This window comes from Streptomyces rugosispiralis (assembly GCF_024505145.1).
Classification (GTDB): Bacteria; Actinomycetota; Actinomycetes; order Streptomycetales; family Streptomycetaceae; genus Streptomyces; species Streptomyces rugosispiralis.
Genome location: NZ_JANIAA010000040.1, coordinates 53,943 through 77,269 on the forward strand (window position 1 = coordinate 53,943; position 23,327 = coordinate 77,269).

The window sequence follows — 23,327 nt, forward strand, 5'->3', positions numbered from 1 at the left end:
GATGCCCGCCACGTCCGCAACGACGACCGGGCCGAAGACTTCGCGCCCCGTCCGGAAGCAAGCCGCCCCGCGGGCCCGGAACGGGCCGCGGGGCGGCCGGAAGCGGGAGTTCACGACCCGCCGGGGCCTGCTCATCGCCGCCTTCATGGCGCCTGCCGCGATCTTCGTGGCGGTGTTCACGTACTACCCCATGATCGCGGGCAGCCAGATGGCCTTCCGCCACTGGGATCTGAACGATCTCACCGACACCTCCTGGGTGGGCCTGGACAACTTCCACCGTGTCTTCGCCGACCCCAACTGGGGCACTGTGCTGGGCAATACGGGCGCCTGGGTCATCGGATCGATCGTGCCCCAGCTCGTGATCGGTTTCGCGCTCGCCCTGTGGCTGCGCCGCCGGTTCCGCTTCCGCGGCGTCTACCAGGCGCTGATCTTCTTCCCCTGGGCGATCTCCGGGTTCCTCATCGGCATCCTGTTCCGCTGGATGTTCAACAGCGAGTTCGGCGTCGTGAACGACCTGCTCCAGAAGGCGGGGCTGATCGACGAGCCGGTGGCGTGGCTGGCCGATCCGCACAAGGCGATGATCGCCGTGCTGATCGCCAACACCTGGTACGGCGTCACCTTCTTCGCCATCATGATCCTGGCCGCGCTCCAGTCGGTCCCCGACGAACTGTACGAGGCCGCGGCGCTGGACGGGGCCGGGAAGGCGCGCACGCTCTTCCAGATCACCATCCCCTATATCCGGGTCACGCTGGTGCTCACGGTGCTGCTGCGGGTCATCTGGATCTTCAACTTCCCCGATCTGATCTTCGGGATGACCGGTGGCGGGCCGAACAACGAGACGCACATCGTGACCACCTGGATGATCAAGATCACTCAGCAGGGCGACTACGGCAAGGCGTCGGCGCTCGGTCTCCTCGTGATCGCGGGGCTGCTGCTGTTCACGGTGTTCTTCCTGCTGGCCACGCGCGAGAAGCGAGAGGTGAGGTCGTGATCGGCAAAGAGACCGCGGCCGGCCGGGCCGTCCGGATCGTCTTCCTGGTGCTGTGGCTGGCCTTCACCGTCTTCCCGCTGTACTGGATCCTCATCACCTCGCTGAAGGCGCCGGGCGACATCTTCTCCTTCCCCCTCGCCTACTGGCCCGAGCACTTCTCGCTGGAGAACTACCGCCAGCTGTTCAACAAGGCCGACTTCGGGACCTATCTCACCAACAGCCTCATCGTCGCGACCGTCGCGGGCGCGGTCGCCACCGCCATCTCGATGCTGTCGGCGTATGTGCTGGCGCGCTTCGAGTTCCGCACCAAGTCCGCGCTGCTGACGGCCGCCCTGGTCACCCAGATGATCCCGGCCTTCATCGCGCTGGGCCCGCTGTATCTGCTGATGACCGACCTGAAGCTGGTCGACAACCGGCTCGGGCTCATCCTCGTCTACATCGCCGTGTGCATCCCCTTCTGCACAGTGATGCTCCGCGGCTTCTTCGAGAACATCCCCGACGCGCTGGAGGAGGCAGCGATGATCGACGGCCTCTCCCGGTTCTCGGCGCTGTTCCGCGTACTGCTCCCGGTGATGCGTCCGGGGATCGTGGCGGCGTTCATCTTCAACTTCGTCAACTGCTGGAACGAGCTGTTCCTGTCGGTGACCCTGATGAACAGCGACGCCAACAAGACCGTCCCCACGGCCCTCAACGGATTCATCTCCAGCTTCAACATCGACTGGGGCTCGATGTCGGCTGCGGCCGTGTTCACGATCCTGCCGACCATGGTGCTCTTCGCCTTCGCGAGCCGCCACATCGTGCAGGGGCTCACCTCCGGCGCCGTGAAGGGGTGAGGGCGATGGCCACGATCGCCGTTCCGCTGCCCGACTCCGTCCATGTGCTCACCGGTCCGTCCGGTGACCCGCGCACCGCCGCACCGGCGGGGACGGGCCGCTGGACCGTGCCCGGCGCCGAGGTGACGGCGCGACACGATCCGTACGGCGCCCTGCGGCTGACGCTCGCCGCGCCGGGTCCGGAGGGCCTGTCGACGGTGGCGCTGCGCTGGCGCCACCACCCCGGCGGCCACCGCCCCGCCCTGGTGCTCGGCGATGCGTGGGAGCGCTCGTACGGCGAGTTGCAGTGGCGCAGCGTCCAGCCGGAACGCCCCCTGCCCTGGTACTGGCTGGGCACCGGCCCGGCCACCGGCACCAGTGCCGGGCTGGGCGTGCGGACCCGCGCCGGGGCGCTGTGCTGCTGGACGGTGGACGAGGACGGCACCACGCTGTGGCTGGACGTACGCTCCGGCGGCCTGCCTGTGCTGCCGGGCGACCGGGAGATCGCCGCCGCCACGGTGGTCGGGGTGGCGACGGGTGCGGACACCACCCCGTACGCGGCGCTCCAGGAGCTGTGCGCCGCCATGTCCCCCGATCCGCTGCTGCCCGCGCAGCCGGTGGTCGGCTGCAACAACTGGTACTACGCCTACGGCCAGGACTTCGGCCCGGACGCCGTACTGCGCGACGCGGCCACCATCGCCGAGTTCGCCGGGGACCATCCAGTGCGGCCGTTCTGTGTCGTCGACGACGGTTGGACGGAGGGCGGGGGAAGCGCCCCGGGAGGGCCGTGGGACACCGGCCTGCGCGGGCTGTTCGACGACATGGCGGGCCTGGCCGCGGGCATCGCCGACCGTGGCGCCCGGCCAGGCCTGTGGTTCCGGCCGCTGCTGTCCCGGGTGCCGACGGAGGGGATGCGCACGGACACCGGCGCTCCCGGCCGGATCCCCCTGGACCCGTCGCTGGACGCGACGCTGGCGATCGTCGCCGCCGATGTCGCCCGCTTCCGCTCCTGGGGTTTCGAGCTGATCAAGCACGACTTCAGCACGTACGACGTCTTCGGCCGCTTCCACCCGGACACACCGCACGAAATGGCCGGTGCCGGATGGCGGCTCGCCGACCGCACCCGCACCACCGCCGAAGTGCTGGTGGGCCTCTACCGGACCATCGCCGAGGCGGCCGGGGACGCCGTGGTGCTTGGCTGCAACACCGTCGGGCATCTGGCGGCAGGTCTGGTGCAGGTGCAGCGAACCGGTGACGACACCTCGGGCCGTCACTGGGAGCGCACCCGACGGATGGGCATCAACACCCTCGCCTTCCGGCTGGCCCAGCACAGCCGCTTCTACGCGGTGGATGCCGACTGCGTGCCCTGTACCCCGGCCACCGAGTGGCGGCTGAACCGTCAGTTCCTGGACCTGGTGGCCCGTTCCGGCACCGCGCTGTTCGTCTCCGTCGCCCCGGCCGCCCGTACCCCGCAGACCGATGCCGACCTCGGCGCGGCCGTCCGGCTCGCGCTGGACGGCGGATCGCCCGGCGGCGTCGAACCGCTGGACTGGCTCGGGACCACGGCCCCGCGCCGCTGGCGGACGGACAACGCGGAACGCACGTACACGTGGTCCCAGCCCTGGGGTGCGTGGCCGCCGCTTCCGCTCTAGACAGCGGTAGACGGCCCTGGCCATTGGTCAGGCGCGGGTGGATTCGCGACACCGCCGGACGGGTGGACGACCTGATGAACTGTCTCACCGCGAATTCGATATCGACCTCTCGTGGCAACCCGATCGCGATGGCCACAGGCAACGCCGTACTTGACTTCATCGATTCGCACGAGTTGCAAGCCAACGCCGTCGAGGTCGGCCGCTTTCTATTTGACGGACTGCGAGAACCACCGCCCACATCTACAGCCACCGCACCCACCAAGCCGACCACGACACCAGTCGCCGCCCTTGGCCTGCCTGGCTGCGACCACACCGCGACGTGAGACACCGGGCGGCCAGGTTGGGGGAGCCATCGAGGGCAACCCTACGAGAGCCATACCCGGTGTCTCTGGGCCTCCAGACCCTGCAAGTGGCCTTGATCAACCCGGTCAAGAAGGCCGGTCAAGAAGGTAGGAGCCTACGAATGGCTCGGTCAACCCGATCAAGAAGGTAGAGCCGCCCTCCGCGTCGTCATCTCTCAAAGCCTCATAGCCTCGTAGCCGCGTGTACCGTCAAACACCTCCACCGCCTGGGAACGTCCTCGCTGGCCGAGAGTGCTTGTGCGCGCGGAATCCCGCGACCGCTGAGGACGCAGCGGCCGCGGGTTCGGAAGGGATGCTCAGAGGTGCTGCTCGGTGGACCGAGTGCGCTGGTACTCCTCCTGCCGTTCGTCCGTGATGTACTCCGGAACTGGGAAGTCCCACCAGCCGGGGACCCAGGGACCGGCGGCGTCGCGGTCTGTCGGGATCTCCACCAGCGCGGGCTCGCCCGACTGGACGGCCTTGCACAGCGTCCCCTCCAGGGAGTCGGCGTCCGACACCTTCCACGATTCGATGCCGTAGGTGGGCGCCGGGGAACATGTCGTCGCGGGCGAAGGAGAACACGATACGGCTCGCTGCGGCCTGCTGGCTCATCACGCCGGCGAGGAAGGAGGTGAGGGTGACGACCAGCACCAGCTTGGTGCCGACGGTCCCGATCGAATTCTGGAGGATCGCGGGGATGGGGTTGGCGTCCTTCCCCGCGAGGATCGACGGCAGGTCCGGTGCGGCGAGCGCGTAGCCGACGAACGCGAAGATCGCCGCCAGCCCTCCGACGACCACGGTCAGCTGCATGGCGCGGGGGATGCTGCGCGCGGGGTCAGGCACCTCCTCGGCGACCTCGCCGCATGCCTCGAATCCGTAGTAGAGGAAGAGGCCGACGAGCGATGCGGCCATGAACGCCCCGAAGTAGCTCCCGTTGTGGTCGATACCGCCGCTGTCGAAGAACATCGAAAGGGAGTTGTGCCGCTCGAAGACGAGCAGGTAGAGGCCCACGAGGATGATGCCGATCAGTTCCGCGGCGAGACCGATCTTCGAGATCAGGGCCAGTGTCCGGGTGCCGAAGCTGTTGAGCACCAGACAGACGGCCGTGATGGCGACCGCGATGAGCAGACGCCGGCCGGGCGTCGAGGTGACCCCCGGCCGGTCGGCGGTGCCGACGAAGAGACTGGCCACGAAGTCAGAGCTGAACAGCGCCGTGCTAAGTGATGCCGATGGTGATGCAGCATATGTAGGTCCACGCGGTGAACCAGGCGTAGCGCCCGTTCCACAGCCGCCGGACCCACTGGTAGAGGCCGCCTGCGAGCGGGAACTGCGAGACGACCTCGCCGAAGACCAGGGCCACCAGGAACTGCCCGAGGCCGACGATGGCTATCCAGAAGATGGACGGTCCGCCGCCGGTGGACAGTCCGACCGCGAAGAGGCACCGTTGACACGTCTGCGAGTTGGGAGCACGAGGGCTCCCAGAGGGCTCGCACTCGCTCCCTGCCCGGCAACGGCTAAGGCCGCCCCCGCTACCCGCGAAAACGGCCTCCGACCTGCAATGATGCTGGTCGGGACGACAGGATTTGAACCTGCGACCCCTTGCCCCCCAGCGGCGTGGCAACTCTCCGCAACGATCCGTACCGCTCTGCCGCAGTCCGTCGGGGGCCGTAAACGGCTATACCAGGCAGGAGCGCGAAGTCGTCAGTCACCACCCCAGAGAACGCCCATACCGCCAGCACACTCCTATATTCTGGCCGCTGTCGGCCCTGGTACCCGAGATCACGAAGGAGGATGAGCTATGAGGCCAGCCACCGCCGCGAAGCTCCGCGCCAATGCCGCGACCATCCGCCAGCTCGGGCGTCAGCACGGCTTGCACTCCTTCGCGCTCAGCACCGAACCCAGGGAACTCGTGGCAACCCTGGACGCCGACCGCTCTTATTTCGACATCACCAGCTTCGAAACAGATCTGTCCACCATCCTCGGCGCCCTCGTGGAGGTCGTCCCCCGAGGCCCCGGCGTGGACATCGACGAAACCGAACCTCTGAACGATCTGCGCGGGGCAGCGTGACCACACGCGCCGACCGGGAGCGCCAGGAACCGCTTCGCCCGACCGACGCAATGGCAGCACTCGACCAGGCTCGCTCAACCATCCGCAATGGAACACCGAAACCAGGCGACCAAGGCCTCCTCGCCCTGGCCTATTGCATGCTCACCTTCGGCGAAATGCTGAAACAGGCATCTCACGGCCTTGTCACACAGGCATACAGCGGCCCCATCGCGCTGCGCGACAAACTCGCTCACCTGCCGCACCGCAAGCTCAACGCGGAAGTGCTCGCCGCCTCCGTCGAACGAGCCACCGCCGAGGTCCTCCCCCTGATACAAGCCCGCATCCAGGACCTCAGCAACACCAGCGCCTGAGAGACCGTGAGTTCGCCGTTGAGCATTCAGCCACGGGTCCCTCCGTGGGCGACTCGCGACGCCTGCCGAAGCTGTACGAATTGCGCGGATGAGGTGTTCGGCAAGGACAGGGCCGCATGACCCTGTCGTCACCGCAGTTTCCCGAGACGAATGCCCGCAGGTTCGTCTCCCCTCCTATGGTGAGGGTGAGGTGCTGCCTTACCGCCGAGGAGTAGCCGACATGACGTACACGGATGACCGTGCGACGCGGGTGCGCGAGGTGCGTCGCCGACTCGCGCAGGAGGGGCCGCCGCGGACGCGAGACCAAGAGGGAGACTTCGAGACCGTCACGGTGCCCGAGAAGTATTGCGACCAGCTGCGCGATCTGATGGTCTCCGAAGGGGCCGAGAAGGTTGTCGAGGTCGGTCTCGCCTACGCCAGCTCTGCGCTCGCCATCGGTGAGGCCCTGGCGACCGTCAACCGTCCGCTCCCCCGACACGTCATCATCGACCCGTTTCAAGACCGCGAGTACTCCAACGCCGGCTGGGATCTGCTGCGCTCTGCGGGGCTGGACTCGATCGCGACGCTCATGCTCGCTCCTTCGTCGATCGCGCTCCCGAGGCTCCTCACCGAAGGCTTCGTCGCCGACGCGGCATTCGTGGATGGCAGTCACCGGTTCCACGAAGTCTTCGTCGATCTCTATTACTTGCGCAAGATCGTCCGCCCCGGTGGCCTGATTGTCATCGACGACGACTGGTGGCCGTCTGTGCACACGGCCGGGCAGTACTACGAGCGGAACCTGGGATGGACGGTGATCCCCGACGCCTTCTCCGGCGAGACGATCGGCGTCGGACCTCATGGTAAACAGGGGGCCCGGTGCAAGGCATATCGCTTACCCGCCCCCTCGTTCGAACCTTTTTTCGAGGACTTTCGCGCGTTCTGACCCTGTACGTGCCAGAAACCTCGTCCGTGCCGGTCAGGGAGCCTGAGCACTGCAGCGGGACCCTGTGCCGCTCGAAAAGTCATCGCCGCAGGTGAGCTGGATGCGGTCAGCCCGCTGGGATCATGTCCTCCGTGATCGTGTCCTTGCCGCACAAGGTGACCCGGAAGCTGCTGACCGTTCCATCGGCGCTCCTCCGTCGCGGGACGGCGAAGGATGCGGAACTTCTGGTGCTGCGGCACGAGAACGCGGTCCTGCGCCGCCAGTTGGCCGGACCGGTCCGTTATGAGCCCGCCGACCGGTTCTGGTTCGCCGCCCTGTCCGGGCTGATACCCCAGCGCCACTGGCTCAAGATCTTCCCTGTCACCCCCGGCACCCTGTTTGCCTGGCACCGCAGATTCATCGCCGCAAAGTGGGACTACACCGCGCGCCGGGGCACCGGCCGCCCACCCACCCCGGCAGCGATCAAGAAACTCGTCCTGCGGCCGGCGAGGGAGAATCCCACGTGGGGGCACCGGCGGAGCCAAGGGGAACTTGCCCAACTCGGGTATCGCATCGCCGCCTCGACGGTGTGGGAGATCCTCAACGCGGCCGGTATCGACCCCGCGCCACGTCGCTCAGGCCCCACCTGGCGCGAGTTCCTGACCGCGCAAGCCGCGGGCATCATCGCAGCGGACTTCTTTCACATCGACACCGCCCTCGGCAGGCGGTTGTACGCGCTGGTGTTCCTCGAGCACGGCACCCGGCGGCTGCACATCACCGGGGTCACCGCCCGCCCGACTACAACCCGCCGCGGCGCATGGCCTCAGCACCGGCGTAGTCCTACGCACCCGGATCCTCGGCGGCCTCATCAACGAGTACAGATACGCGGCATGACATGCAGCGATGACTTTTCGAGCGGCACAGGGTGGGCCGCTTCGCCTACACCCCGATCATGCCGCTGATGCATGCCCAGGCCGGGACGTCGGACAGTCTGGGGGCGTCGCCGGCCATCGCCAACTACATCGGCTACCTGGCCGGCGCCCTGATCGGCATCGCCGCCCCCGGGCTGCTGCGCTCGGCGGCCGCCCTGCGGACCGGACTGCTGGTGCCGGCCGCATCCCTGGCCCTGATGCCGCTGACTCACGAGGGCGGCGCCTGGTGGGTGCTGCGGATGGCGGCGGGCGCGGCCAGCGCCCTGGTCTTCATGATCGCGACGAGCGCCATGCTGGCGTCCCTCGCCGCGCATGCCGAGCACATGACCGGCTGGGTCTTCGGCGGCGTCGGCGCGGGCATCGCCCTGTCCGGGCTGACCGTGGTGGCGGTGCAGCAGGCCGGCTCCTGGCAGCTGGCCTGGGCCGCGTGCGCCGCGCTCACCGTGCTGCTGAGTGCCGCCGCCTGGGGCCTTGCGCCATGCGCCGCGGCTGGCGCCGCCACGGGACCGGCCGAACGGCCGCGCACCCGGCGCTGGTTCACCGCCCTGCTGGCCAGCTACCTCCTGGAAGGCATCGGCTACATCATCGCCGGCACCTTCCTCGTCGCCGCCCTGCAGCAAGGTGCGCCCGGCTGGATCGGCAGCGGCTCCTGGATCGTGGTCGGCCTGGCCGCGCTCCCCTCCTGCGCCCTGTGGATGCGCCTGGCCCGCCGCGCCTCCCGCCCGGCCCTGCTGACGATCTCCCTGTCACTGCAGGCCATCGGCATCGCCCTGCCCGCCCTGTTTGCCGGCAGCGTCTCCGCCCTCGCCGCCGCCGTCCTGTTCGGCGCCACCTCTACCTGATCTTCTGCCGGCGCTCGCCCGGCGCCCCGGACATTCCGGGGGGCCGCAGGAGCGCTCGTCACAGGGCTGATGCGGATCACTCGGCCGTTGGTGGCCACTCTCCAGCCCCGCCGAGCAGCCTGCTGGAGGTTTCCACGACGGCGCGCAGGGTCCGGCGGGATATCCCGACGCCCCTGCCGTCCGGTTCCCCGTTCCATGCATACTTTGCAGGCAGCTCAGTGGCGTCCGGTTGGTCATCGGGGGGAGACGCCTGGCGAAGGGAGAAGCCGATGTCTGCGCCCCGCCCTACGGATGGATCCCGGCCGGTGGCCGAGGGAACCTGGGAGCTTGCGGCCGGCCCGGTCGGCGAACCCACCGGTTCCGCCGTCCACGACCCTGAGCTGCTCCGCCGCATCGCGGCCTTCGAGCGGTCGGATCTGGAGTCGGTCTCCTTCCTGTGGCACGGCGCCGGGCGGTGGGCGCGCTGCCGGATCCGGCGCGGGCCGGGGGCCGCGGGGTCGCCGGCCGCCACGGTCACCCTCCTCGCGCTGGACGGTCCGCCGGCCGGGCTGACGGCCCGGGAGGTGGACGTGGTGTCGCTGATCGCGCTGGGGTTGTCCAACCGGGAGATTTCCAGTCGGCTCGGCACCAGCGTGCGGACGGTGACCACGCAGGTGGAGCGGCTGTTGAGGAAGACCGGGCAGGAGTCCCGGGCCGGGCTCGGCGCGATGGCCGTCGACCGTGAGCTGGTGCGGTTGCCGCTGCCCGGCGGAGTGGACCGCGGGTCCGGCATCAGAGTGCTGGACCTGGAGAAGCTGGTCGCCGGCGAGCCGTCGTTCCCCTGGGGGCTGCGCCGGGTGAGCGGAGGCCGACGTCCGCTACGGGTGGGCACCATCGCGCTCGGCGGCCCGTTCGCAGCCGACGGTGAGGAGACCATCCGCGGCGCGTCGCTCGCGGTGCGGGACATCAATGCGCTGGCCTGCGAGCGGGGCCGGCCGGTGGAGCACGTGGTGGTGGCCGTCGACCCCCTGTCGCAGGAGTCCGTACGCGCGGGGCTTGCGGTGCTGGTCGAGCAGGACGTCGACGCGATCACCAGCAGCTACGCCAGCGCGTTCAACCCGGAAGTGTTCGACTTCGCGGCGGACTACGGGCGGATCTTCCTGCATACCAACTCCTGGACGCACAGTGTGGACATGGTCCGGTCGTCGCCGGCGCGCTACCGGAACGTCTTCCAGAGCTGCCCGTCGGAGAACGCCTACCAGGCTGCGCTGATCGCGTATCTGCGTGCGCACCCGGCGGGGCGCGGCGGGCGGGGGCGGCTGGCGGTGATCGAGCTGGACGGTTACGGCTGCTCGATCACCGGCGCCGGCTTCACCGCGCAGGTGAGCGAGGTGGGCTGGGCGGTCACCGCGGTCGCTCGGGTCGGATTGTCGGTGCGGGACACCGACGCTGTGGCGGCGGAGGCGCTGGGGGACGGGGCGGACCTGGTGGTGGTGTCGCACGTGTCCCCGGAGGCCGCCGCCCGGCTGCAGAACGCCCTCACCAGGGCCCGTCCGGGGCAGGAGTCATACCACATCTACACCCCGTCGCTGGCCGGGTTCGCCCGGCATCTGGAGCCCGGCGGCGGCGGGCTGACCTGGTCCACGGTGACCGGACGATCCGACGACGCGCTCGGCCGGAGGTTCGCCGAGGCGTATACCCGTCAGTTCGGCGTTCCGCCGGGATGGACCCAGGCCAGCGCCGCCTACGACCAGGTACGGATGCTGCACACGGCGGTGTCCGTGACCGGGTCGCTGCGTCCTGCGGTGACCGGTGACTACCTGCGGTCGGAGGCGTACCGGGGCGTGAACGGGACGTACCTGTTCGCCTCTCCCGGGCAGTTCGCGGCCGGTTACCCCTACGACTCAACCCATCTCGGCCTGGCGCAGCCGACCCTCACCTACCGGATGTCGGGCAGCCATCAGCATGTGGTTCCGATGTCTGCCTGAGCGGGCGTGGCCGCGGCCACGCCCGGGACGAGCACCCGGTCCGCTGCGCCGGCGAAGAAGTCACGGCAGTCCACGACCCGTCGGGGCGTGGAGCAGGGGCGACCGAGGGCGAGGTGCAGGACAGCGTCCTCGGGTTCCACGATCACGCTGGCCACCGTGGAGCCCCGGCCCAGTTCGGCGTCGCGCGGGTTCGGGTGGCAGCACAGGGAGTCCGGGTGTCCGGCGTGGTCGGCGAGGATCCGGTGCCAGCCGGCCACTGACGGCTCGGGGGTCGCGTCGGCCAGCGCCAGCGCCCGCTCCTGGCGGAACAGGGTGTCCGGCATCACCCGGGGGCCGTGGTCGCGGGCGCCGACCGGGGGAAGATCGTCGAAGTGGTTGGCGTGGACGAGGAGCCCGCCCGGCCCCACGTGCCGTACGCCGATCGCTTCCGGTCCGCCCGGCCTGGCCTCGACATCGGTGCCCTGACCCGCCTGGACCAGCAGGTAGTTGGCCGAGGAGGCCCGGGGGGCGGCGCGCAGCAGTTCCTCGCCCTCGGTGACGGATCCGGCGTCCAGCAGGGCGCGCAGCAGCAGGTGGTACGGCATGCCGGGCTCGCCCCGGTCGAGCGAGGTGACCAGCGCGTTGGTGAGGACGGTCAGGCCGGCCGCGTTAACGCCGAACTTGGCCAGCAGGCCCGCCTCGACCACCGAAACCCAGCGCGGGCCGGTGCCGGGCGCCGCCTCCAGGACGATGACGGTGTCGTGGGCGAAGGGGATCCAGTCCCAGTTCTGGCCGGCCAGGGTGCGTGGACCGCGCAGGTCGCAGAACGAGGTGCACTCGCCGCGCCCCGGCAGACCAGGGCCGGGGCCAGTGGCGCCGGCCGCGAGGGCGCGGGCCTTGCCGGAGAAGAGGATCTCGGTGCGCAGGTTGAGCGCCAGGATGTCGGCGAACCCGGCGCCCGCGCCGTCGGCGACGCCCTGGATCTCCTCCAGCAGCCGGGGGTCGAAGGCGTGGATCACGGGGACGAACCGTTCGGCGAGGTCGGCCGCTTCCTGCCAGGTGAGACCGGCGAAGGTGGCGTACACGCGTTCATATTGGGCGAGCGAGCGCTGCACCCGTCCGGTTGCCTGGCTCCCGTACTGCCGTCCTCGCTCGGCAGGGCCGCCGTGGACGCGGACGGTCGGGGGGAGCGGGGACGCGGCCGGTGTGTCGGTCGGTGGCGTGTTCATGCGGCGCTCTGGCCCCCGTCCACAGGGATGGCTGCTCCGTTGACGAAGGAGGCAGCGTCCGAGGCCAGGAAGAGGCACAGGCGCGCCACCTCCTCGGCGGTCCCGGTGCGTCCGGCGGGGATGCGGCGCACGACCTCACGGAAGGCGTCCGGGTCCTGGGTGACGGTCGTCATGGGGGTGTCGATGACTCCGGGCAGAACAGCGTTGCAGCGGACCTCGTCGGGGCCCCATTCGACCGCGAGCTGCCGGGCGAGGGAGACGACGGCTCCCTTGCTGGCGCTGTAGGCGGCGCTCGGCTCGCCCACCTCGCCGCGCACCGCGCCGATGCTCGACAGCAGCACCACGCTGCCCGGTCCGGGGGCGGCGGTCATTCGGCGGCCGCCGGCGGCGGCGACGAGCAGGGAGCCTCGCGCGTTGAGGGCGAGCACGGCGTCCCAGTCGGCGGCGGTGGTGTACACAGCGGGCTTGACGCGGTAGACGCCCGCGCAGTGCACGACGGCAGTGGGCGCCGCGCCCTCCCACAGCTCGTCGGCGGTGGCGAACGCGGCCGCGACCGACGTCTCGTCGCCGACGTCGCAGCGGATGCTGCGCACGCCGTTCCGGGTGGCGGGCTGTTCGGGTCCGGTCACGTCGAGGCCGACGACGGACCAGCCGGTGCGGGCGGCGAGCAGCGCGGTGGCCCGGCCGATCCCCGATCCGCAGCCGGTGACCACCAGCCGCCGGGGAGGCGGCGGAGCGGCGGCGTGGGTGTCGGTCATGAGGTGTACACGCCTCCGTTGACGTTGACGGTATGGCCGGTGATGTAGTCGGCCCGGTCGAGCAGGTAGTGGATCGCGTCGGCGACGTCCTCACCGGTGCCGTGCCGGCCGAGGGGGACGGTGGCCGCCAGGGCGGCGCGTTCCTCGTCGAAGGTGCGTCCATTGCGGCGGGCCCGGTTGTCGATCTCCTCGCGGTGCATCGCGGTCATGATGTAGCCGGGAGCGACGGCGTTGACCGTGCAGCGCGGGGCCATCTCGACGGAGAGAGTGCGCATCAGGGAGTGCGAGGCGGCCTTGGAGGCGCTGTAGGCGCCGGCGCCCGGGGTGGCGACCTGGGCGAACAGCGAAGCCAGGACGACGATCCGGCCGGGACGCGGTCCACGTTCCAGCTGAGCCCGAAGAGCGCGGACGCAGTTCAGGACGCCGAAGAAGTTGATGTCGAGGACCCGCCTGATCTCGGCGTCGGTGATGTCGAGCAGAGCGGTCTCGGGTCCGCCGACGGCCGCATTGGCAACCAGGGCGCCGGCGCCGTCGTAGGCCGAGGCGGCGACGGCGGCCAGCCGCTGGGCGTCCTGAGTGCGGGAGACGTCGGCGACGACCCCGGTGGCGTACTGACCGGAGGGGTCGAGGGCATGGGCCGCGTCCAGCACGTCGGGGCCGAGGTCGGCGAGGACGACCCGCCACCCCTCGGCGACCAGCCGGCAGGCGGTGGCGTGGCCGATACCGCGCGCGGCGCCGGTGACCACGACGGTCCGGCCGCGCGGGTGCCCCGGGGCTGCCCCGGCGATCGTGACGTCGTCATCGGTCATGAGGTCGCCGCCGGGGGCCGGGCCGGGGCTGCGGCGCGCACGCGGTCGGCGATCTCGGCGCCGCGCGCGAACCAGATCCCGCCGTCGGCGCGCCGCGCCGCCAGGAAGCGTTCCAGCATGCGCAGCCTTCCGGGCCGGCCGATGATCTGCGGGTGGACGGTCAGAACGGCGAGTCCGCCCTCGTCGTGGACGGCGTCGCACTCCTCCTGCCACAGCTCGGCGACCTCCCGGGCGGAGCGGATCGTCCGGTCCCAGCCGGAGGTGTCGAACCAGAAGTGAGGGGCGTCGTCGAGGATCCAGTGCACCGGCAGTTCGACAATGTCATGCGCCGGGTGCCGGTAGGGCACGGTCGCATCCATCAGCTGGGAGGTGAAGTCCATACCCTGTTCGACCAGCAGGTCCAGGGTGTTCGGGCTGGTTTCCCAGGAAGGGGACCGGTAGCCGCGGACCCGGGGAACGAAGCGGCGCAGCACGTCCAGGCCTCGGCCCAGTTCGTCGGCCTCCTCGTCGCGGCTCATCAGGTGCGGGGAGCGGTGCGTGAACCCGTGGTGTCCCAGTTCGTGGCCCCGTGCGACGATGGTCTCCACGGTGTGCGGGTGACGTTCCGCGTCACCTCCGCAGACGAAGAAGGTCGCCGGCACGTCCAGGCGGGACAGCATGTCGAGAATATCCGGGATCGCGCGTTCCACGCCGTAGCGCGCCTGGGACAGCACTCCGGGCCGGGCCGCGTTGGCCGGGTCCTCGGCGAGCCAGAGTTCCTCTGCATCGAAATCGACGGTCAGTGCCATCGCGGCGCTGCTGCCAGACGGCCACATAAGAAATCCTCTCGCTCTGCATGAACCATGTGCAGATTCGAGGAGGACACTAGTGCCCGGACCGGTTGCGGGAACTCCGTAATTTTACGTACCGGTGGCCGCGGGCCATCCGGTGCACGGCCCGGAGGGAAACTCCGGAAGGAGGCGTACGTAAAGATACGTATATGGCCCCGGCACGGGATTTGCCACCCTACGGGCATCCCCATGAACCCCCGCTGAAGCAACGGCGACGGAGAGCGACCATGCCGGTGTCCCCACCCACGAATCAGCAGCCTCATCAGGCACAGCTCACAAGAGTTCTGAGGCTTCCCGCGATCGTCCTGTTCGGCCTGACCTACATGTCCCCGGTTGCGGTCTTCACCACCTACGGGATCGTCGACGAGCAGACCCGCGGCCACCTTCCGGCAGCCTATGTGCTGGCCCTGGCGGTCATGATGCTGACCGCACACAGCTACGGCCGTATGGTGCGTGCCTTCCCCGAGGCGGGATCGGCCTACAAATACGCGCAACGGGCCTTCGGCGGGCACGTCGGATTCCTCACCGGCTGGGCCCTGATGCTGGACTACCTTTTCCTGCCGATGATTTCCTTCCTGCTCGCCGGGATCTATCTGCACGCGCAGTTCCCGGCGATTCCCCAGCAGGTGTGGAGTATCGGACTTCTCCTCGTTGTCCTGGTCTTCAACATCCTCGGCGTGAAATTCCTGAGCCGGGTCACCGCGGTCATCATGGGAGCCACAGCCGTCCTGCTGTTCCTCTTCATCCTCCTGGCCGGCACGAAGACGCACGCCTCTCCCGGCCAGATGTTTGACTCCTTTGTGCCGGGAGCGGGCCAGTGGACGCTGCTCACCGGAGGCGCCGCGATCCTCGCGCTCGGCTTCCTGGGCTTCGACGCCGTGTCAACGCTCGCCGAAGAGGCCCACAATCCCCGGCGGACCGTGCCCTTGGGAATCCTGCTGACCACGGTGATCGGCGGTCTGCTGTTCGTGCTGGTGGCCTGGCTCGGCGAGCTGGTGCGGCCGGGCGGCGGCGCCGATCCCGACGCCGCGGGTACCGAGTTGATGAGGTCGGTCGGCGGCGCTGCCCTGGGCACCGCGTTCACCTTCATCTACGTGCTGAACTGCTTCGGGTCGGCGATGGTCTCGCAGGCCAGCGTCGCCCGGATCATCTTCTCCATGGGACGTGACGGTGTGCTGCCGCGCCGCCCGTTCGGCAAGCTGCACCGGCGTTTCCGCACCCCCGTCGGGCCGCTGGTCGTGGTGTCGACGGTGGCCGTGCTGTCGGCGGTGCTGAGCCTGGACAACGCGGTGGTCATGGTCAACTTCGGCGCCCTGGCCGCGTTCTCCATGGTCAACCTCAGCGTGATCAAGCACTACCTGTACCGTCGCGGCCGCATCACGCTGCTGTCCTGGCTCCTGGACGGACTGCTGCCGGCACTCGGCTTCCTCACCACGGTCTGGCTGTGGACCAGCCTGACAGGTGTGACGTTCAAGGTGGGCCTGATCTGGATGGCGGCGGGTCTCGTCCTGTTGACCGTGATCACCCGGTGCTTCACCCGCAAGCCGCCGGAACTGCGCATGGACGAGAGCGAAACCGACCGAAAGCCGGACGCGGAGGCCGGCGCCCGCACTCTCGGCAGCACGGGCGCCGGCCTTCCCGCCGAGGACGCCCCGCGCGTGGACCGCACGGGCCCACTCGCCTGATCCCGTACGTCACGTGACCCGGTAGGTCCCCTTCCTGGAACGGAAAGCCGCACGCACATGAGCAACAGCCTGTTCCACTCCCTCATGCTGCGTTCCCTCACCGTCCCCAACCGGATCTGGATGGCGGCGATGTGCCAGTACAGCGCGGCACCCGAGGGTCCCGGGACCGGCGCACCGGACGACTGGCACTTTGCGCACCTCGCATCCCGCGCCGCCGGCGGGGCCGGGCTGATCCTCACCGAGGCCACAGCGGTGATGCCCGAGGGCCGTATCACCCCCTACGACCTACCGCCACCGACCACACTCGCGTCCTTCGACGCGATCGACTCGGCGGCCTCATCCACGAATACACGCAGGTCGCATAGGGTGACACCGGTTTCGACACCCACAGGCCGAGTATGAGGCCCTCGTCGGCCAGGCAATCTCGCGCCAACGGAGCGGGTGTGCTCAGTGTTCTTCGTGTTCTTGCGTGGTCGGGTCGGTGCGGGTAAGGCCGGCGAGCAGTAGGTCGATCATCTGGCGGGCGTGGTAGTCGGGGAACGCTTCGACTCCGATGCACAGGTTGCCGATGGCGAGCATGAGGTCGTACGCGCGGACGTCGGGGCGTGTCGAGCCCGCCGCGGCGGATGCCGTCAGCAGCCGGTCGAGGACGGGCAGGAGGCGTTCGACGAACTCGTTGTGCAGGGTCTCGAAGCCGGCCTGGTCGGAGCGCATGGCTTCGGCGAGGCCGTGCTTGGTGACCAGGAAGTCGGCGAATCGATGCACCCACGTGCGCAGGGCCTGGTACGGCGAGTCGGTGGCGGGGTCCGTGGGTGTGGTGGCGAGGGCGTCGACCTGGTGTTTGAAGACGGCGACCACCAGATCCGCCCGGGTGGGGAAGTGGCGGTAGATGGTGCCCATGCCGAGTCCTGACTCGGCGGCGATCTCCCGCACGGGGGCGTGGACGCCGGCACGTACGAACACGGCGGCCGCGGCGTCCAGCAGGGCCTGTTCGTTGCGGCGGACGTCGGCTCGCTTGCGGTCGGCGGGGGACGGGTCGGTCGGGGGTGTGGGCATCGGGGAGGGCCTCCGCTTGTAAAACGGAGCAACGCTCCGTACGCTGTGAATCGGAGCAGCGCTCCATATTTGTCATCTTCGCAGATGCCGCGCGCTTCGAGCCACTCGATGTCCCCTGAAAGGCGCCATCCCATGACCAGCACCACACCTGCCGGCGGCAGCGATTCCACCGTCCCGGTCGCCTCCGTCCGGCCGATCACGCTGTCCGCCCCGGACCGCGGCGAGGACCTGCGGGTACGGGTCACCGCGCCGACAACCGGTCACCACCTGCCCGTCGTGATCTTCTCGCACGGCATGAGTCTGGGCATGGACGACTACGCACCGCTGGTCGACTTCTGGGCCGCCCATGGGTTCGTCGTCATCCAGCCCACTCACCTCGACTCACTGGGCCTGCCCCCCGACGACCCCCGTGCCCCGCTCATCTGGCGCATCCGCACCGACGATCTGACCGGCATCCTGGACCAGCTCGACGCCGTCGAAGCCGGCGTACCCGGGCTGGCCGGCCGTATCGACCCAGACCGCATCGCGGTCGCCGGACACTCCTGGGGCGCACAGACCGCCAGCACCCTTGCGGGCGCACAGGTGGCCGACGCTGACGGCACGCCCGGTGAGAGCATGGCCGATTCGCGGGTGAGGGCGGCGGTGCTGCTGTGCCTGCCCGGTACCGGCGGCGCCGACCTGAGCCCGCTGGCCGTCCAGTACTTCCCGTTCATGAGCCCTGATTTCGCCGAGCTGAAGACTCCGAGCCTCGTGGTCGCGGGCGACGCGGACCAGTCCCCGCTGACGGTGCGTGGTCCGGACTGGTTCACCGACGGCTACCGTCTGGGCCCGGGTGTCACCGATCTGCTGACCCTGTTCGGCGCGGAACACGGACTCGGCGGCATCCAGGGATCCCACGACACGCGGACCACCGACGAAAGCCCCGAGCGTGTCGCGGTCGTCCAGCAGACGACCCTCGCGTACCTGCGCACCGCGCTCGGCCTCGACGACGACGCCTGGCCCACCGCCCGACGGTCACTGGCCGAGGCCGGCGAACCGCTGGGGAAGATCGACTCGAAGTGACCGGTCGCCGACGAGCTCCAGCGCGAGCTCACCCACGATGGCCGACACACTGCCGAAGCCAAGGGCATCGAGGGCGGGCACCGCCCAGCCGTCCCGGCGGCGAAGACCGACACGGTCCGCACCGCCTACCTGGAGGGCCGCTCGATCGCCGACCTCGCCCGCGTCCACGGCGTCAGCCGCGGCGCCATCCGCACGGCCGTCGCCGACCTCCTGCCCGACCACGCCGCCATCGAGCAGGAAGAGACCCCGGCCCCGGAACTGCCGGTCACCCTCAACGTGCTGGGCAAGGTCACCGGCTTCCTCCGCTCGGCGGACCTGGAGTCCGCCGAGCGGGCCGCGCTCGACCAGGGGGTGACCGTACGGCGTGTCAGGGGTACACCCTGCGCGGTGGCGGGATTCCTCGAGGACGTCCTCGACGAGCAGACGTCGTCGGCCACCGCGCGGGCGGCGATGGTCATTGGCCACCGCCTGTCGTGGAACCACGAGACGATCAAAGACACGGCCGTCGACCACGCTCACCCGACCGTGAACCAGCACTCGGCCGCCGACTGACCACCGCGCTGGCCGGGCCTCTCGGCCGTCAGGGACGGCCCATAGGACAGGAACCTCTTCCAGGCGGACCGGCTGATACATGCCATCGACCACCATCCACACCGTGTCGGGTATGAACTGGTGCCCCGGTACGACCTCGAACGCCCGCCGTATCCATGGGTCGGCGAAGTTCAGCGGCGTCAGCCCGTCGGACATCGGCTGTCCTGGGCCGCCACCACGGCAGGGGCTGCGACCGAGTGCCTGGCACCGCTTTCACGGTTGCCGGGGGTTAACCCCACCGTTCCCGGTGGCCTCACTGGTACCACTGATCGGCGGGTTGCCGGATGTCCTCCAGTCCGGTGAAGGACGAAGAATTCTGCTTGTCCGAACACAGTCGCAGCATCGTTTCCCAGGGGTCACTCATGGCACGTCTTCGCCTTCCCGGCCGACATATACACCGCGCGATGTCCGGCATCGCCCTGCTGGCGGTCACCGCCGGTGTCGTCACGGCTTGCGGCGACGAGGGATCCCCTGCGCCCGCCTCGACCTCCTCGGCTTCCACCTCCGCGGCCCCCGGGGCGCGCGGGGCGGCGAAGACGGAGCTGCACATGGTCGAGAACGACGGTCACCGCCTCGCCTTTCACGTCACCGACGGGAGCGGTCCCGTCATCGTCCTGGACGCCGGCGGCGGCGAGGACTCCTCCTACTGGAAGGACATCGTCCCCAAGGTCCGCACGGCCACCGGCGCCAAGATCATCACCTATGACCGGGCCGGCCTGGGCCACAGCGAGACGGTCGCCGGGCCGTGGCAGGTGGAGAGCGCCGTCAGTGACCTCAAGACGGGTCTGCACAAGCTCGGGGTGACCAAGGATGTGATCCTCGTGTCCCACTCGCAGGCAGGTGAGATCGCCACCTACCTCACCAAGGAGAACCCCGGGCTGGTGTCCGGCTCCGTGCTGGTCGACGCGAGCCTGCCCCCGCTGTACACGGACGAGGAGATCGCCCGCATCGTCGCCGCCAACCAGCCCGCGGTCGACGCCGCCAAGAAGGATCCTTCCAAGCCGCAGAACAGGCAGCTGATCTCCACGGCGGAGAGCTACACCCCGATGCACAAGGCGTACCACCACATCTCGTGGCCCGACACCGTCCCCACGACCGTCATCGTGTCGGAGAAGACCCCGTTCGACGGATCGCCCGAGGACGCCCAGCGCTGGCGGGACGCCGCCGCGACGTTCGTGCGCCAGGGGCCGGACCGGACCCTGATCACCGCGAAGCGAAGCTCGCACGACGTTCCGAAGGACCGGCCCGCCCTCGTGCTCAAGGAGATCGAGAAGATGGTGAGTGCGCAGGGCTGACACGGCGACGTCCGTGGTCGCGGCACAGCGTAAGGCCCGCTGCGAGTACGCGAACCGCGCCAACGCCCTCGGGACCACCCTCTGATGGCAGAGTTCGACTACTTCTTGTCGAGCGCGGCGAGCTCCTGAGCATCCTGTTCGAGGAGAGCCGCCAGGCGCTCAACCTGGTCGTCCGACAGCGTTAACCGAACGGGGAGTGCTACCGGGTGCGCGCATGGGTGCGCCCCGCCGACGGGGAACACGGCGAGATGTCACGAGCAGTCCGGCCGCGATGTCTCAGGTGGGGTTCAACGGGGTGATGCCGCTTCCCGCATAGAGCTCGGGTTCGAGGGAGAGGACTATGACCGGCTCGCCCGCTTTGGCCGCCTGCCAGGCGATCGCCGCGGGGTGTGTCACGGGCCAGTCCAGACCCGGCCAGGCCGTCGCTTCAGCGGCATGACCGGTGGTGAAGGGGACGGCCTCCGCGAAGCGCAGGGCCGCGGCATGTGCCCCGGCCCCGGACAGCTGTCGCTCGGCAGCCAGAACCGAAAGCGATGGGATCAGGACGCGGCCCGTGCCGCGTGAGGCTTCGATATACAGGCCGGTGAAGAAAGAGTCTGCCCGGTATAGGGCCGGTCAGCGCGGTGTGGTCCAGGACGGCCGTCAGGCTCATGCGGCGGCGCCGCCCTGGTGGGCGCGGAAGGACGCTGTGCGTGATCTCCCACCGCGGGTACAGCCGGCGCCGCGCAGCAGCTCGGAGATCTTCGATTTCGCGTACCTGGTCCGGGCCCCGTCAGACGCATGGCACGAAGGGAAGTATGAGGGTGACCGCACAACCAGTCCACCCGTACCAGCCGGAACCGAGGGTCCCGCGCACCATCGGCGGTATTTCCGAGGCGCTGCGCGGCGCCCGGCGGGCGCAGTTCTTCGCCGAGGTGCTCGCGGCCGAGCAGGGCGCCGAACTCGATGCGACGCTGACCGATATTCGCCCCGGGTGCTGAACGGCTTATGCATCCAGGACCGCGCACCCGGGCCGTCCGCGCAGCCGACCGGACCGGGTGCGCGGCGACAAGGCGTACTCCAGCCGCGACAACCGCGACTACCTGCGACGGGGCGCATGAAGGCCACCATCGCGCAGCCCGACGGCCAGTAGGCCCACCGCAAGCGCCACGGACGCTCCGGCGGTCGACCCCCGGCCTTCGACAAGGCCCAGTACCGTCGCCGCAACGCGGTCGAGCGGTGCGTGAACAAGTGGAAGCAGTTCCGCGCCGTGGCCGCCCGGTACGGCAAACGCGACTACATCTTCAACGGCATCCTGACCGTTACCGCGATCGTCATCTGGCTCCGCGACACCGTCCAAGAGCCCGGATCGAAGTCGAGGTCAGACACACGAAGAGGTCGCAGGAGCAGCCGCTCAGTCTCGATCAGGCGGCCGAGCATAGATCTCAGCGTCAATCGAGCCGACGCAGTCTCAGCCACATCACCGAGCGTGAACGCACCACAAGAAATGGACCAGAGCCATGAGTTGCGACAGCGTTGGCAGGGGGTTCGGGAGGCACCTGAGCGGTCACTGCGAATCGAACAGTTCACAGGATTCGACAGCGCCCAGCGTGTCGCGAGCGCCTCCCGGACAGTTCAGCGGGGCATGCCGACGGCACGGGAGATGACGGCGTCGAAGGCGCGGTCGGGCATGATGCGGCGCAGGGCGATGAGAGGGCGAGCGCCGAAGCCGGTGGCGTGGCGGGTCTTGGAGCGGCGGGCGGTGACGGCTTTGCCGATGGCGTCGGCGATGACGCTGGGCGGGGAGTTGCGCTTGGTGTTGGCCTCGGAACGCAGGGAGGCGGCCACAGCGGCGGCCTGCGGGGCATAGGCGCCGTTGGCGGAGGACTTCTCCAGCTTGTCGGCGGCAATACCGCCCCACTCGGTGGCGATGCCGCCGGGTTCGATCACGACGACGCCGACGCCGAAGGCCTTGGCCTCCAGCCGCAGACAGTCACTGAGGGCTTCCAGTGCGAACTTGGTGCCGTGGTACCAGCCACCGAGCGGAGTGTAGATCTTGCCGCCCATCGAGGTGACGTTGACGACGGTGCCGGATCGCTGGGCGCGCATGCAGGGCAGAACGAGCTGGGTCAGGCGGATCGCGCCGAAGACGTTGACCTCGAACTGGTAGCGGGCCTCGTCAAGGGGGACGTCTTCGAGGGCGCCGTAGGAGCCGTATCCGGCGTTGTTGACCAGCACGTCGATGCGGCCGGTCTCGGCGGTGATCTGCTCGATGCCGGCGCGCATGGAGTCGTCGTCGGTGACGTCCATCGCCAGCGGCCGGATGCCGCGGTCAGCCAGCTCCTGCAGCCGGTCGGTGCGGCGGGCGGCCCCGTAGACGGTGTAGCCGAGCTCGTGGAGCTTGACGGCGGTGGCCTCGCCGATGCCGGAGGAGGCACCGGTGACGAGGGCGGTCTTGGCAGGCATGGCGGAGTCCTCACGAATAAGATGAACCATGGTTCACCATCTATACTGAACCTTGGTTCACATTGATGCAAGTGGAAAGGCAGGCACCTCCCGTGACCCCAGCCAGGGCGCCGCGCGCCGACGCGGTCCGCAACCGCAAAAAGATCCTCGCCGCCGCCGGAGAGCAGATCACCGCGCACGGCCCTGAGGTGGGGATGGACGAGATCGCTGCCGCAGCGGGCGTGGCCGTGGGAACCCTGTACCGGCACTTCCCCACCAAGACGGACCTGGTCGTGGCGGCCGTCGCCGCATACGTCGCCCGCGTCGCCGACGACGCCGAGACCGCGCTCAGCCGTGTCCAGGCCGGCGCCCATGCCGTGGATGAGCTGACCGCGTTCCTCGGCCGCGTCGTCGAGGCGTCCGTGACCGACCGCGCGGTCAAGGCCGCCGCCCAGACCCTGGGCGCGGAACCGGGCGACCGCGGCGATGAGGACCGCGCCGGTACCGCTGTCGCCGCCCTCATCCGAGCCGGCCAGGCCGACGGCGACATCCACCCCGACGTCACCGTCAGCGACATCTACCTGCTGTTCTCCACCGCGCCCACCGACCAGCCATCCGCGGCACGCGCCCGTTGGCTCGCCCTTGTCACGCCCGGGCTGACCACCCGGGCCCGGCAAGCAGGCAACTGACGCAGGGAGGCTCGGACATCGGGTCAGACGGGTGCTGCCGCTTCTCGTGAACATCGAACACGGT

Annotated in this window: 23 protein-coding genes and 3 pseudogenes; 16 read left to right on the forward strand and 10 right to left on the reverse strand. The window is 69.5% G+C overall.

Annotated elements, in window-relative coordinates; all coding sequences use genetic code 11:
- Window position 1: 1 nt before the first annotated feature.
- The 4 genes from NP777_RS37920 to NP777_RS37935 all read left to right on the forward strand — a co-directional run bounded on the left by NP777_RS37920 (window position 2) and on the right by NP777_RS37935 (window position 3,778).
- Window positions 2–991: a carbohydrate ABC transporter permease gene (locus NP777_RS37920; RefSeq protein WP_256654723.1), complete on the forward strand. Its 990-nt coding sequence runs from the start codon at window positions 2–4 to the stop codon at window positions 989–991.
- On the forward strand, window positions 988–1,824 hold the full coding sequence (locus tag NP777_RS37925) for a carbohydrate ABC transporter permease (protein ID WP_119986427.1): 837 nt from the start codon (window positions 988–990) through the stop codon (window positions 1,822–1,824). The genes NP777_RS37920 and NP777_RS37925 overlap by 4 nt, the downstream gene beginning before the upstream one ends.
- Window positions 1,825–1,829: 5 nt before the next feature.
- Window positions 1,830–3,455: a hypothetical protein gene (locus NP777_RS37930; RefSeq protein ID WP_256654724.1), complete on the forward strand. Its 1,626-nt coding sequence runs from the start codon at window positions 1,830–1,832 to the stop codon at window positions 3,453–3,455.
- A 62-nt stretch (window positions 3,456–3,517) separates the two neighbouring features.
- Window positions 3,518–3,778, forward strand: coding sequence for a hypothetical protein (locus NP777_RS37935; RefSeq protein WP_256654725.1), 261 nt, complete (start codon window positions 3,518–3,520; stop codon window positions 3,776–3,778).
- 335 nt (window positions 3,779–4,113) lie between these two features.
- Here NP777_RS37935 and NP777_RS48300 read toward each other — a convergent pair whose 3' ends face one another.
- From NP777_RS48300 to NP777_RS37950, 3 genes and pseudogenes are all read right to left on the reverse strand, one after another.
- On the reverse strand, window positions 4,114–4,314 hold the full coding sequence (locus tag NP777_RS48300) for a hypothetical protein (protein WP_256654762.1): 201 nt from the start codon (window positions 4,312–4,314) through the stop codon (window positions 4,114–4,116).
- A 49-nt stretch (window positions 4,315–4,363) separates the two neighbouring features.
- Window positions 4,364–4,987, reverse strand: a pseudogene (locus tag NP777_RS48305) (APC family permease); the annotation flags it as partial.
- Between the two features lie 25 nt (window positions 4,988–5,012).
- Window positions 5,013–5,417 carry an amino acid permease gene (locus tag NP777_RS37950; protein WP_256654726.1) on the reverse strand — a complete coding sequence of 135 codons (405 nt, stop codon included), beginning with the start codon at window positions 5,415–5,417 and terminating at the stop codon, window positions 5,013–5,015.
- Between the two features lie 177 nt (window positions 5,418–5,594).
- On the opposite strand from NP777_RS37950, the gene NP777_RS37955 reads away from it, so the two are divergent.
- The 6 genes and pseudogenes from NP777_RS37955 to NP777_RS37980 all read left to right on the forward strand — a co-directional run bounded on the left by NP777_RS37955 (window position 5,595) and on the right by NP777_RS37980 (window position 10,856).
- Window positions 5,595–5,864 (forward strand): hypothetical protein, encoded by a 270-nt coding sequence (locus NP777_RS37955; RefSeq protein ID WP_256654727.1) that lies wholly within the window; start codon window positions 5,595–5,597, stop codon window positions 5,862–5,864.
- Entirely contained in the window at window positions 5,861–6,214 is a 354-nt protein-coding gene (locus NP777_RS37960) for a hypothetical protein (protein WP_256654728.1), read from the forward strand. The genes NP777_RS37955 and NP777_RS37960 overlap by 4 nt, the downstream gene beginning before the upstream one ends.
- Window positions 6,215–6,434: 220 nt before the next feature.
- Window positions 6,435–7,136 carry a class I SAM-dependent methyltransferase gene (locus tag NP777_RS37965; RefSeq protein WP_256654729.1) on the forward strand — a complete coding sequence of 234 codons (702 nt, stop codon included), beginning with the start codon at window positions 6,435–6,437 and terminating at the stop codon, window positions 7,134–7,136.
- 131 nt (window positions 7,137–7,267) lie between these two features.
- Window positions 7,268–7,915 (forward strand): annotated as a pseudogene (locus NP777_RS37970) (integrase core domain-containing protein); the annotation flags it as partial.
- Between the two features lie 152 nt (window positions 7,916–8,067).
- Window positions 8,068–8,889 (forward strand): YbfB/YjiJ family MFS transporter, encoded by an 822-nt coding sequence (locus NP777_RS37975; RefSeq protein WP_256654730.1) that lies wholly within the window; start codon window positions 8,068–8,070, stop codon window positions 8,887–8,889.
- Window positions 8,890–9,194: 305 nt separating this feature from the next.
- Complete coding sequence (locus NP777_RS37980) at window positions 9,195–10,856, forward strand: ABC transporter substrate-binding protein (RefSeq protein WP_256654731.1); 1,662 nt, start codon at window positions 9,195–9,197, stop codon at window positions 10,854–10,856.
- Here NP777_RS37980 and NP777_RS37985 read toward each other — a convergent pair.
- Genes NP777_RS37985 through NP777_RS38000 form a run of 4 tightly spaced genes read right to left on the reverse strand, consistent with a single transcriptional unit; the run spans window position 10,829 to window position 14,419 of the window.
- A complete protein-coding gene (locus tag NP777_RS37985) occupies window positions 10,829–12,064 on the reverse strand; it encodes a C45 family autoproteolytic acyltransferase/hydolase (RefSeq protein WP_256654732.1) in 1,236 nt (411 codons plus the stop codon). The genes NP777_RS37980 and NP777_RS37985 overlap by 28 nt on opposite strands.
- Window positions 12,061–12,822 carry an SDR family NAD(P)-dependent oxidoreductase gene (locus NP777_RS37990; RefSeq protein WP_256654733.1) on the reverse strand — a complete coding sequence of 254 codons (762 nt, stop codon included), beginning with the start codon at window positions 12,820–12,822 and terminating at the stop codon, window positions 12,061–12,063. The genes NP777_RS37985 and NP777_RS37990 overlap by 4 nt, the downstream gene beginning before the upstream one ends.
- Window positions 12,819–13,631: an SDR family NAD(P)-dependent oxidoreductase gene (locus NP777_RS37995; RefSeq protein WP_256654734.1), complete on the reverse strand. Its 813-nt coding sequence runs from the start codon at window positions 13,629–13,631 to the stop codon at window positions 12,819–12,821. The genes NP777_RS37990 and NP777_RS37995 overlap by 4 nt, the downstream gene beginning before the upstream one ends.
- Complete coding sequence (locus tag NP777_RS38000) at window positions 13,628–14,419, reverse strand: polysaccharide deacetylase family protein (RefSeq protein ID WP_256654735.1); 792 nt, start codon at window positions 14,417–14,419, stop codon at window positions 13,628–13,630. The genes NP777_RS37995 and NP777_RS38000 overlap by 4 nt, the downstream gene beginning before the upstream one ends.
- A 269-nt stretch (window positions 14,420–14,688) precedes the next feature.
- Between NP777_RS38000 and NP777_RS38005 the strand changes: the two genes are divergently transcribed.
- Window positions 14,689–16,146, forward strand: a complete 1,458-nt coding sequence (locus NP777_RS38005) for an APC family permease (protein ID WP_391858657.1) — start codon at window positions 14,689–14,691, stop codon at window positions 16,144–16,146.
- 57 nt (window positions 16,147–16,203) lie between these two features.
- Window positions 16,204–16,434: pseudogene (locus tag NP777_RS38010) on the forward strand (oxidoreductase); the annotation flags it as partial.
- A 159-nt stretch (window positions 16,435–16,593) separates the two neighbouring features.
- Here NP777_RS38010 and NP777_RS38015 read toward each other — a convergent pair.
- Entirely contained in the window at window positions 16,594–17,202 is a 609-nt protein-coding gene (locus tag NP777_RS38015) for a TetR/AcrR family transcriptional regulator (protein WP_256654737.1), read from the reverse strand.
- Between the two features lie 132 nt (window positions 17,203–17,334).
- On the opposite strand from NP777_RS38015, the gene NP777_RS38020 reads away from it, so the two are divergent.
- Complete coding sequence (locus NP777_RS38020; protein ID WP_256654738.1) at window positions 17,335–18,264, forward strand: alpha/beta hydrolase family protein; 930 nt, start codon at window positions 17,335–17,337, stop codon at window positions 18,262–18,264.
- Here the strand turns inward: NP777_RS38020 and NP777_RS38025 are convergent.
- Window positions 18,217–19,011, reverse strand: a complete 795-nt coding sequence (locus NP777_RS38025; protein ID WP_256654739.1) for a hypothetical protein — start codon at window positions 19,009–19,011, stop codon at window positions 18,217–18,219. The genes NP777_RS38020 and NP777_RS38025 overlap by 48 nt on opposite strands.
- 248 nt (window positions 19,012–19,259) lie before the next feature.
- Here NP777_RS38025 and NP777_RS38030 point away from each other — a divergent pair, with 248 nt between their 5' ends.
- Together NP777_RS38030 and NP777_RS38035 are read left to right on the forward strand one after the other, a co-directional pair.
- Entirely contained in the window at window positions 19,260–20,150 is an 891-nt protein-coding gene (locus NP777_RS38030; protein ID WP_256654740.1) for an alpha/beta fold hydrolase, read from the forward strand.
- A gap of 803 nt (window positions 20,151–20,953) precedes the next feature.
- On the forward strand, window positions 20,954–21,130 hold the full coding sequence (locus NP777_RS38035; RefSeq protein WP_256654741.1) for a hypothetical protein: 177 nt from the start codon (window positions 20,954–20,956) through the stop codon (window positions 21,128–21,130).
- A 634-nt stretch (window positions 21,131–21,764) separates the two neighbouring features.
- Here NP777_RS38035 and NP777_RS38045 read toward each other — a convergent pair.
- On the reverse strand, window positions 21,765–22,595 hold the full coding sequence (locus NP777_RS38045) for an oxidoreductase (RefSeq protein WP_256654742.1): 831 nt from the start codon (window positions 22,593–22,595) through the stop codon (window positions 21,765–21,767).
- A gap of 92 nt (window positions 22,596–22,687) precedes the next feature.
- Between NP777_RS38045 and NP777_RS38050 the strand changes: the two genes are divergently transcribed.
- On the forward strand, window positions 22,688–23,263 hold the full coding sequence (locus tag NP777_RS38050) for a TetR/AcrR family transcriptional regulator (RefSeq protein ID WP_256654743.1): 576 nt from the start codon (window positions 22,688–22,690) through the stop codon (window positions 23,261–23,263).
- Window positions 23,264–23,327 lie beyond the last annotated feature (64 nt).